The 9928-nt window shown below is 65.6% G+C and carries 10 protein-coding genes; 7 read left to right on the top strand and 3 right to left on the bottom strand.

Going from position 1 to position 9928, the window contains the following annotated elements; genetic code table 11:
• From RMO40_RS03685 to RMO40_RS03665, 5 genes are all read left to right on the top strand, one after another.
• On the top strand, nt 1–196 hold a 196-nt coding region (locus RMO40_RS03685), incomplete at its 5' end, for a (2Fe-2S) ferredoxin domain-containing protein (RefSeq protein WP_489660101.1).
• Complete coding sequence (locus RMO40_RS03680) at nt 193–804, top strand: serine aminopeptidase domain-containing protein (RefSeq protein ID WP_309716467.1); 612 nt, start codon at nt 193–195, stop codon at nt 802–804. The genes RMO40_RS03685 and RMO40_RS03680, both read left to right, overlap by 4 nt.
• Before the next feature lie 47 nt (nt 805–851).
• Entirely contained in the window at nt 852–2048 is a 1197-nt protein-coding gene (locus tag RMO40_RS03675) for a D-alanyl-D-alanine carboxypeptidase family protein (protein WP_489660100.1), read from the top strand.
• A gap of 31 nt (nt 2049–2079) precedes the next feature.
• Nucleotides 2080–2967: an aminotransferase class IV gene (locus tag RMO40_RS03670; protein WP_309716464.1), complete on the top strand. Its 888-nt coding sequence runs from the start codon at nt 2080–2082 to the stop codon at nt 2965–2967.
• 2 nt (nt 2968–2969) lie between these two features.
• Complete coding sequence (locus tag RMO40_RS03665) at nt 2970–3245, top strand: HP0495 family protein (RefSeq protein ID WP_309716462.1); 276 nt, start codon at nt 2970–2972, stop codon at nt 3243–3245.
• 59 nt (nt 3246–3304) lie between these two features.
• Here the strand turns inward: RMO40_RS03665 and RMO40_RS03660 are convergent, their stop codons facing one another.
• Both RMO40_RS03660 and RMO40_RS03655 read right to left on the bottom strand, forming a co-directional pair.
• Complete coding sequence (locus tag RMO40_RS03660) at nt 3305–3553, bottom strand: hypothetical protein (RefSeq protein WP_309716460.1); 249 nt, start codon at nt 3551–3553, stop codon at nt 3305–3307.
• Nucleotides 3554–3565: 12 nt separating this feature from the next.
• Nucleotides 3566–5104 carry a DUF4331 domain-containing protein gene (locus RMO40_RS03655; RefSeq protein ID WP_309716458.1) on the bottom strand — a complete coding sequence of 513 codons (1539 nt, stop codon included), beginning with the start codon at nt 5102–5104 and terminating at the stop codon, nt 3566–3568.
• Nucleotides 5105–5235: 131 nt separating this feature from the next.
• Between RMO40_RS03655 and lipB the strand changes: the two genes are divergently transcribed.
• The gene (gene lipB, locus RMO40_RS03650; RefSeq protein WP_309716456.1) at nt 5236–5940 is read left to right on the top strand and encodes a lipoyl(octanoyl) transferase LipB; all 705 of its coding nucleotides are present in this window, start codon (nt 5236–5238) and stop codon (nt 5938–5940) included.
• A 103-nt stretch (nt 5941–6043) separates the two neighbouring features.
• Nucleotides 6044–7027 carry a lipoyl synthase gene (gene lipA, locus RMO40_RS03645; RefSeq protein ID WP_309716452.1) on the top strand — a complete coding sequence of 328 codons (984 nt, stop codon included), beginning with the start codon at nt 6044–6046 and terminating at the stop codon, nt 7025–7027.
• Nucleotides 7028–7609: 582 nt separating this feature from the next.
• Here the strand turns inward: lipA and RMO40_RS03640 are convergent.
• The coding region (locus RMO40_RS03640) for a hydantoinase B/oxoprolinase family protein (protein ID WP_309716449.1) at nt 7610–9928 on the bottom strand (2319 nt) is incomplete at its 5' end.

Genomic DNA, 9928 nt, shown 5'->3' with positions numbered 1-9928 from the left:
AGGTCCCGGCAAGGTCCGCGTGAACACGGCGGGTTGCCTCAATCGCTGTGCGGCCGGGCCCGTCGCCGTCGTCTATCCGGAGGCGGTCTGGTACACGTACGTCGACGCACAGGACATCGACGAGATCGTCGAGTCGCACCTGAAAAACGGTGTGGTGGTGGAGCGGCTGCTGCTCCCGGACTCGGTCGGCCGATGAACCCGCAAACCAGGCGGGTGAACATCGCCGGCCCGGCCGGTGCCATCGAATGTGCGGTCGACGAGCCCAGCACGGCGCCACACGGCGTGGCGATCGTGTGCCACCCGCACCCGCAGCACGGCGGCACCATGGACAACAAGGTCGCCCAGACGCTGGCGCGCGCTTTTGTGCAATTGGGCCTGCGTGCCGTGCGCTTCAACTTTCGCGGTGTCGGCGGCTCCGCAGGGGTGTGGGACGAAGGGCGTGGCGAGGTCGACGACGCGCTGGCCGTGATCGCCGCCCACCGCGATGCGACCCTGCCGCTGGTGTTGGCCGGTTTTTCCTTCGGCGCTTACGTGGCGTCCGAGGCCGCGCAGCGCCTGCCTGCCGAGGCCAAGGCCTCGCGGCTGGTGCTGGTCGGCCCGTCCACACAAAAGCAGCAGATGCCCGCCGTGCCCGATGACACGCTGGTCATCCATGGCGAAGCCGACGACGTGGTGCCGCTCTCGGCCACGCTCGATTGGGCCCGCCCGCAGGCCCTGCCGGTGACTGTGATCCCCGGCGCCGGCCATTTTTTTCATGGGCAACTCACCTTGCTCAAGAACTTGGTGGTGCGCCACGGCTCCTAAGAAGCCTGGCGTGGCCACACGCTCTCTCACTCAGAACCAAAAATCCAATGAAAAGACTGTTCGCTCTCGTGCTTGCTATTTCGATGGGGCTGGCATTTGCCGCCACTTCCGCCCTGGCCCAGATGCCTTCGCCGCCCGAAGTGGCGGCGCGTGGCTACCTGCTGATCGACATCACCACCGGCCAGACGCTCGCCGAGCGCGAAGCCGACACCGTGGCCGACCCGGCCTCGCTCACCAAGCTGATGACGGCCTACATCACCTTCACCGCGCTGCGTGAAAACAAGCTGACGCTGGAGCAGACCCTGCCGGTTTCGCTGCGGGCCTGGGAAGAGCGCAAGGGCGGTGGCTCGCTGATGTTCGTTGAGCCACGCATGAAACCCAAGGTGTCGGAGCTGCTGCGCGGCGTGATCGTCAACTCGGGCAACGATGCCTCGGTGGTGCTGGCCGAGGGTGTGGGTGGCACGGTCGAGAACTTCGTCGCCATGATGAACCGCCAGGACCAGGCCTGGGGCCTGAAGAACACCAGCTTCAAGAACGTGACCGGCCTCACCGAAGCCGGCCACAAGAGCACGGCGCGCGACGTGGCGGTGATTGCCGCCCACATCATCAATGACTTCCCCGAGCACTACCCGCTGTACTCGATCAAGAAGTACCGCCTGGAGGGGTCGCCCACCACCAACGAGAACAACCGCAACGTGTTGCTGCTGCGCGACCCGAGCGTGGACGGCATGAAAACCGGCTACACCGAGGCCGCTGGTTATTGCATGGTGGTGTCGGCCCAGCGCGACTTCCCCAACCTCGCGGCCAGTGGCGCGGGCGGTGGCAAGCGCCGATTGCTCAGCGTCGTGATGGGTGCGGCCTCGATGGATGCCCGCGCCAACGAGAGCCAGAAGCTCTTGAACTGGGGCTTCCAGGCCTTCGACACCGTGCGCCTGTTCGAGGCCAACAAACCGGTGGTCACCGTGCCGGTCTGGAAGGGCAAGGCCAACGACGCCCAGCTCGGCAGTGCCGCCGCGGTGTTCGTCAGCGTGCCCAAGGGCGATGGCGCCAAGCTGCAGACCAAGGTCGAGCGCACCGACCCGCTGGTGGCCCCGCTCACCCAGGGGCAACGTGTGGGCACCCTCAAGGTCAGCACGCCTTCGGGCGCGCTGGTGGCCGAGCGGCCGCTGGTCGTGTTGAGCGCGGTCGAACAAGCCGGCATTTTTGGCCGGGCATGGGATGCCATGCGCCTGTGGATCAAGTAACCTCGACCTCCCTACACGCGGTGGAGGCGCCATGACAGCCATCCCTGACAAGCTCGCTGACAGCCTGTGTTACCTCAACGGCGAGTTCCTCGCCCTGCGAGATGCCAAGGTCTCCGTGCTCGACCGCGGGTTCCTGTTCGGTGACGGTATCTATGAAGCCTTGCCGGTGTATGGCCGACGCTTGTTTCGCTTCGACGAACACATGGCGCGCCTGAACCGCGGGTTGTCCAAGATCCGCATCGTCAACCCGTTCACCGAAGCGCAGTGGCTCGCCCATTGCCGCAAGCTGGTCGCCGCTCACGAGAGTGAAGACCAGGCGATCTACCTCCAGGTGACACGCGGTGTGGCGCCGCGCAACCATGTGATGCCCACCGACATAGAGCCCACGGTGTTCATGATGAGCAACCCGCTGGTGACGCACACACCCGAACAACGCCACAAAGGCGTGGCCTGCGTCACTGCGCGCGACTTTCGCTGGGAACGTGGCGACATCAAGTCGATCTCGTTGCTGGGCAATGTGCTGGCCCGCCAGATGTCGGCCGACCGGGGGGCGGTCGAGACCATCCTGTTTCGCGACGGCTACCTCACCGAGGCGTCGTCGAGCAATGTGTGGGTGGTGCACGAAGGTGCGCTCCTGGGCCCGCCCAAGAGCGAGCACCTGCTCGAAGGGGTGCGCTACGAGCTGATGCGCGAGCTGTGTGAAGAAGAGGGCATTGCCTTCAACCTGCGGCCCGTGCCGGAGGCCGAGGTGCTGGCGGCCGATGAATTGATGCTCAGTTCAGCGTCCAAGGAAGTTCTGCCCGTGACCCTGCTCGATGGCGAGCCGGTGGGCCATGGTGCCCTGCGTGGCAAGCCCGGCCCGGTGTATGCGCGGCTGTTCGAGGCTTACCAGCGCGCCAAGCTTTCTCAATCCTTCTGACCATGCAAGACATCCCACCCGAACAGTCGCTGATCGAATACCCGTCGCAGTTCCCCATCAAGGTGATGGGCGCCAACGTCGATGGGTTTGTGCACGCCGTCACGGCAGTGGCAAAAAACTTCGACCCCGGCTTTGATGCGGCGAGCGTCGAGATCCGCCCCAGCAGTGGGGGCAAGTACCTGGGCGTGACGGTGACCGTGTTGGTCACCAGCCGCGAACAGCTCGACGAGCTGTACCGCACGCTGTCGACCCACCCGATGGTGAAGGTCGTGCTGTAAGGGGTTCGTCGGAACGAGCCACGCGGCCGGCCGTGTGAGCCGGCCGCGTGGTCGGGTGGTCAGTTCAGAACCACCGGGTCATCACTTTCATTGACCGGGGCCTCGGCAAAGGTGTCCAGGCTCAACGGGTCGGCCGTTTCACTGGGCGCTTGTTGCTGGGTGAACTCGGTGTAGGCCGCAGGCGTCGCAGCGGCTGTTGCGGGCACCTCGGTCAGCGCGGGCGTGGCCACTGAGGCGGGGTCGCCCCCGCAGGCGGCCAGGCCGGCCACGCTGAGAAGCGTGCAAAGAAGCAGTCGTGTCGTCTTCATGTTGAGTGCTCCTTAACGGGTGCCGCCGATGGGCGTGGCCAGGTAGGGGAAGCCCGACATCAGCGGCACCACGGCCTGGTCGACCGCATCGTGCAGACGGAAGGCGGTGGTCCCCAGCGGCACGGCCGCCGGGTTGCACGCGGTGCCGAAGCCCAGGGCGTTGGTGTCGCCATTGGCCATGCACAGCCCGCCCATCACGGCCACGAGCGAGATGTCGACCACGTCGTCCTTGGGGCGGCGGCCGTTCGGGTAGCCGGCGTTGTCGGTGCCACCGGCCAGGATGTTGCCGACGATGCCCAGGCGGTTTTGCTGCGCAAAGGCCACCGGTGCGATGGCGGTGTTCAGGCGCAGCATTTCAGAAGCGACCACATTGGCCGGCTTGTTCACGCCGGTGATGCCGGTGAGGAAGGTCGTGACCAGGTCGGTGCGCGGGTAGTTGGTGGGCGCGATGTTGGGCATGGCCAGCGCGATCTCCAGCAGCTTGGGCAGAGTGGGGTTGGTCACGTAGGCGGCAAATTGCGCGTCGTCCTTGGGCTTGGAGCTGTTGAACAGGTCCTTGTCCTTCAGGCCGATCACCACTTCATTCACCAGGGGCATGCCCAGGCGCGAGACCTGGGTCCAGGCGCCGCCGGCCTTTTCAGCCTTCTGGTGGCCGGGCTTGGGTGTCGGGTCGAGCAGGCGCGCTTGGCGCATGCTGGCGCTGGTCCAGCCACCGATGACGGTTTCGCTGCCGGAGGTCAGGCAGGTGGTGGGCACTTCGAGCGCCAGGGTGGTGACGTTCTTGTCGTCGATGATGTTGGGCGCAGCGCCGATCAGGTCGGGGTTGGTGATGGTCGAAACCGGGGCATTGACCAGGTCGAAGATCGTGCCCAGGTTGACGGCAAACGGGTCCTTGCGCTGGCCCACGAACAGCTTGGCCGGGGTCGCGCAGCCGGGAATGTTGACGTTGTAGATGTGCTGGGCGGCGTAGGCGGGGTAGTTCGGGATGGTCTTCACGCCGATGTTGTCGACCGGCTTGTCGAAGGTGGCGGCGCCATTGGCGGCATTCGTCACCGAAGCCGTCGTGCCTTTGCGGCGGTCACCGCGCACCACGTCGACTGTGAAGGTTTCGGCCAGGTTCAGGCTGGCGTCGCGGACGTTCGCCACCACACCGGCCTGGATCAGCGGGATGGCTACGTTGACACCGCCCACGGGCAGCTCGACGCCCCGGCCGGCGTTGGCCAGCGTGTTCTTGAAGCGGAACTGGAAGGTGAGGTCTTCGCGGGCGTCGCCGTTGTTGTCGATGTGGATCTCGTACAGCGCATTCGGGTCGAGCGAGAAATAGTTCGGGCCGCCGTAGGCGTCTTGCAGCGGCAGGTAGTTGGCGATCAGCGTGGTGTAGGCGCTGCGGTCGGTTTCATAGCTGCGAAACATGTAGAAGTCGGTCGCATCCACCTTCGGCACGGTGGTGATGAAAGGCGCTTCGCGGTGGCTGGACGCGCCGGCCGTGCCGCACAGGGCCAGCAGCACGGCTGCCAATACAGGGGTGGTCTTGAATAGGGAAGGTTGCATGAGGGTCTCCTGATGGTGGGGTTCCGACAAGATGGCCGGACACACAGCTTTACGCAGGCTTCGGCGAGATGGATGCACGGATTCACGCTTTGTTCACCGAGGTTTTTTTCCGCGCCCCGACAATCGAGGCCATGTCAGTAACTTCGCCCGCCCTCGGCTCCGCCCGAGGCAGCTCGCCCACGCTGCGCCTGCGCGGCCGGGTGGCCTATGCCGAAACCCTGGTCGAGATGCGGGCTTTCACCGAAACGCGCGACGCGAGCACACCCGATGAAATCTGGCTGTGCGAGCACGAGCCGGTCTACACCCAGGGCGTGGCCGGCAAGGCCGACCACGTGCTCGACGCGCGCGGCATCCCGATCGTGCCCACCAACCGCGGCGGCCAGGTCACTTACCACGGCCCTGGCCAAGTGGTGGCTTACCCGCTGATCGACCTGCGGCGCCTGAACATTTACGTGAAGGAATACGTCTACCGACTGGAGCACTGCGTCATCAAGACGCTGGAGTCCTTGGGCGTGACGGGCCACCGTGTGGCGGGGGCGCCGGGCATCTATGTGAACCTCGGTGACCCCTTTGGCCACGCGGCACTGACCGGCCCGCGCATCGACCCGTTTGCCGGCCTGGGCAAGATCGCCGCGCTGGGCATCAAGGTGAGCCGCCACTGCACGTACCACGGCGTGGCGCTCAATGTGGCGATGGACCTGAGCCCCTTCGGCGGCATCAACCCCTGCGGTTACGTCGGGCTGCAAACAGTCGACCTCGCTACACTGGGCGTTCACACCGACTGGAACACCGTGGCCACCCGCCTGGGCGACAAGCTCGCCGCGCATTTGAGCTAAACCAAGCCCACACACCACCGTTCGGGCTGAGCCTGTCGAAGCCAGCGTGCATCTCAGCGCAGCACTTCGACAAGCTCAGTGCGAACGGGATAGAAAGCCTTTGATGTCCACCGACAAGGTCGTTCACACCTCACAAGACGCCGCGAGCTACGACGCCACGGCCAAGCAGAAGTCGCAGGCCAAGACCGCCCGCATCCCGATCAAGATCGTGCCGGCCGAACAGCTGAAAAAGCCCGACTGGATTCGTGTCAAAGCCGGCTCGCACAACAGCCGCTTCTACGAGATCAAGAAGATCTTGCGTGAGCACAAGCTGCACACCGTGTGCGAAGAAGCCTCGTGCCCCAACATCGGCGAGTGTTTTGGTGGCGGCACCGCCACCTTCATGATCATGGGCGACAAGTGCACCCGCCGCTGCCCCTTCTGCGACGTGGGCCACGGCCGCCCCGACCCGCTCGACGTGAACGAACCGCTCAACCTCGCCAAGACGATTGCCGCGCTCAAGCTCAACTACGTGGTGATCACGAGCGTGGACCGCGATGATCTGCGCGATGGCGGCGCGCAGCACTTCGTCGACTGCATCCGCAGCGTGCGCGAGCTGTCGCCGCAAACGCGCATCGAGATCCTCACGCCCGACTTCCGTGGCCGCATGGACCGCGCGCTCGAGATCTTGAAAGCCGCGCCGCCCGATGTGATGAACCACAACCTGGAAACCACGGCGCGCCTGTACAAGGAAGCACGCCCGGGCTCCGACTACGCCTACTCACTCAACCTGCTCAAGCGCTTCAAGGAGTTTGCGCCGCACGTGCCGACCAAAAGCGGCGTGATGGTGGGCCTGGGCGAAACCGACGAAGAAATTTTGCAGGTGATGCGCGACATGCGCGAGCACGGCATCGACATGCTCACCATAGGCCAGTACCTCGCGCCGAGCGGCCACCACCTGCCGGTGCGTCGGTACGTGCACCCGGACACCTTCAAGATGTTCGAGGCCGAGGCGGTGAAGATGGGGTTCACCCACGCGGCGGTGGGGGCAATGGTGCGGTCGAGTTACCACGCGGACAAGCAGGCGGCGAGCGCAGGCGTCGCCTGAGTCGTCCGTCGTCCGTCGTCCGTCATTCCCGCGAAGGCGGGAATCCAGGATGGTTGCGCACCTCCACCCGTTCGGGCTGAGGTATCGAAGCCTTGTGCGGTTTTTTTGCCGCTGTCGCGTGGTGAGTTCTTCGTACTTCCAGCGGGTGCGTCGGGATGTGCCCCCGACAGGGCAGTAACTTTCTTTTGCTTCGCCAAAAGAAAGTCACCAAAGAAAAGGCGACCCTGCTCGCCGGTCGGCCTATGGCCGACTGCTCTGCGCTGCTCGGTCTTTGCAGCTCGCGCAGAACTCGCTACGCGGCCTGCGGCCGCTGCGCTCAAACAACCGCGCGAAGTCAGACAACGAGGGCGCTGCGCGCCTGCCGCAAAGCCCTGCGCTGCTCGACGACTCACCAAGGGGACCCGAAGAGCAATACGGTCGTTCGCTTCGCGAACATTCCCGTCTACGCCTCGCTTCGCTTCGGCGCGGACGAAGTGATGCGCCTTGGCGCCGACGCATAGCGAGGCCGGCTGGTGTTCGGCTCCCGCCGAGACAAAGCGAACCATCCTGGATTCCCGCCTCCGCGGGAAAGACGAAGGCAGCTCACAGCGCGGTGCCGTAGCCTCCGCCCCCAGGCGTAGACACCACGAACACATCACCGACCGCCATCTCGGTCGAGCCGATGTGCGGCAACGTCTCCACCCGCCCATCGGCGCGCTCGACCCAGTTGCGCCCCACCTCGCCGGGCATCCCACCCGCCATACCAAAGGCCCCGTGCTCGCGCCCGTTGCTCAGAATGGAGGCCGTCATCGGCTCCAGGAAGCGCACGCGGCGCAGGCCGCCGTTGCCACCGGCCCAGCGCCCGGCGCCACCCGAGCCAGCGCGGATCTCATAACTGTCCAAGCGCACCGGGAAGCGGAACTCCAGCACCTCGGGGTCAGTGAGGCGCGAGTTGGTCATGTGGGTCTGCACGACGCTCGTGCCGTCAAAACCATCACCCGCGCCCGAGCCACCCGAGATGGTCTCGTAGTACTGGTAGGTGTTGTTGCCGAAGGTGAAGTTGTTCATCGTGCACTGGCTGGCCGCCATCACACCGAGCGCGCCGTAGAGCGCGTTGGTGACGCAGGTGGAGGTTTCCACATTGCCTGCGACCACCGACGCCGGTGGGCGCGGGTTGAGCATGCAGCCCTCGGGCACGATCACGCGCAGGGGCTTGAGGCAACCGGCGTTGAGCGGGATGTCGTCGTCGACCAGGGTGCGAAACACGTACAACACCGCCGCCATGGTGATCGACTTGGGCGCGTTGAAGTTGTTGTCGAGCTGCGCGCTGGTGCCGCTGAAGTCGACGGTGGCGCTGCGTGAGCTGGCATCCACGCTCACCTTCACGCGGATCACCGCGCCGTTGTCGAGCGGCAGCTCGAACGCGCCGTCGTGCAGCGCGGTGATGATGCGGCGCACCGATTCTTCGGCGTTGTTCTGCACGTGGCCCATGTAGGCGGCCACCGTCTGACGGCCGTATTGCGCGACCATGGCTTTCAGCTCTTGCACGCCTTTTTCATTGGCGGCGACTTGCGCGCGCAGGTCGGCCAGGTTTTGCTGCGGGTTGCGCGAGGGGTGCGCACCCGAGCCCAGCAGCGCCAGCAGCTCGGCCTCGCGCAGGCGGCCTTCTTCGACCAGCTTGAAGTTGTCGATCAACACACCTTCTTCTTCAATGCGCTTGGAGAACGGCGGCATCGAGCCCGGCGTGGTGCCGCCGATGTCGGCATGGTGGCCACGCGAGGCCACGTAGAACGAAGGTTTGGCGTGACCGTCGAGGTACACCGGCGTCACGACGGTGATGTCGGGCAAATGGGTGCCGCCGTTGTACGGGTTGTTGAGCACGTACACATCACCCGGGCGCATCGCCGGGTTGTTGTCGATCACGGTGTGGATCGATTCGCTCATCGAACCCAGGTGCACCGGCATGTGGGGCGCGTTGGCGATCAGGTGGCCGCTGGCGTCGAACAGTGCACACGAGAAGTCGAGCCGCTCCTTGATGTTGACCGAGTAGGCGGTGTTCTGCAGCCGCAGGCCCATCTGCTCGGCGATGTTCATGAAGAGGTTGTTGAACACCTCCAGCATCACCGGGTCGACGTTGGTGCCGACCGCATGGGCGGTGACACGTGGCGTCACGCGCTGCAGCTCGATGCAGTCGAGCGCGGTGAGCCGCGCTTGCCAGCCGGGCTCGACCACGGTGGTGGCGTTCTTTTCGGCCAGGATGGCCGGGCCGTCGATCAGCGCGCCAGGTTGCAATGACTCGCGCACGTACAGGCCAGCGGCGCGCCAGCCAGCGGGTTGGGCGTCGGCCTGGCAGTACATCTGCGTGGCGGCGGTGGGCATGGGGCGGTGTTCGGGTGCGTCGGCCGGGGCGGCGGTGACGGCGCTGCGCTCACCCTCGCCGATGGCTTCGATCGACACGGCCTCGATGACCAGCGCGCGGTCGGGCATCAGGAAGGCAAAGCGCTGCTGGTAGGCGCGCTCGAACTCGGCGCGCACGCTGGCGATGATCTGCGCGGCCGGTTGATCGGTGCGCAGCGCGCAGCCGAGCGCCGTGTCGGTGCCCTGGTAGCGCAACTGAATCTGCGCCACGGTGCGGATCTGCCCGCTGGCCAAGCCTTGTTGTTGCAACTCGCCACGCGCCTGCTCGGCGAGTTCGGCGGCGTGGTGCAGCGCGGCGTGCACACCGTCTTCGGTCAAGGGCTGTTCGACCGAACGTTCGCGCATCGCGATCTGGTCGGCCAGGCCCATGCCGTAGGCCGACAGCACGCCGGCCAGGGGGTGGGCGAAAACACGCGTCATGCCGAGTGCGTCGGCCACGCCGCAAGCGTGTTGCCCACCGGCGCCGCCAAAACATTGCAGCGTGTACGAGGTCACGTCGTAGCC

This window comes from Rhizobacter sp. (genome assembly GCF_031412075.1).
Taxonomy (GTDB): domain Bacteria; phylum Pseudomonadota; class Gammaproteobacteria; order Burkholderiales; family Burkholderiaceae_C; genus Rhizobacter.
Note: the sequence above shows the minus strand (reverse complement) of the source record. Positions and strands in the feature narration are given on the sequence as shown.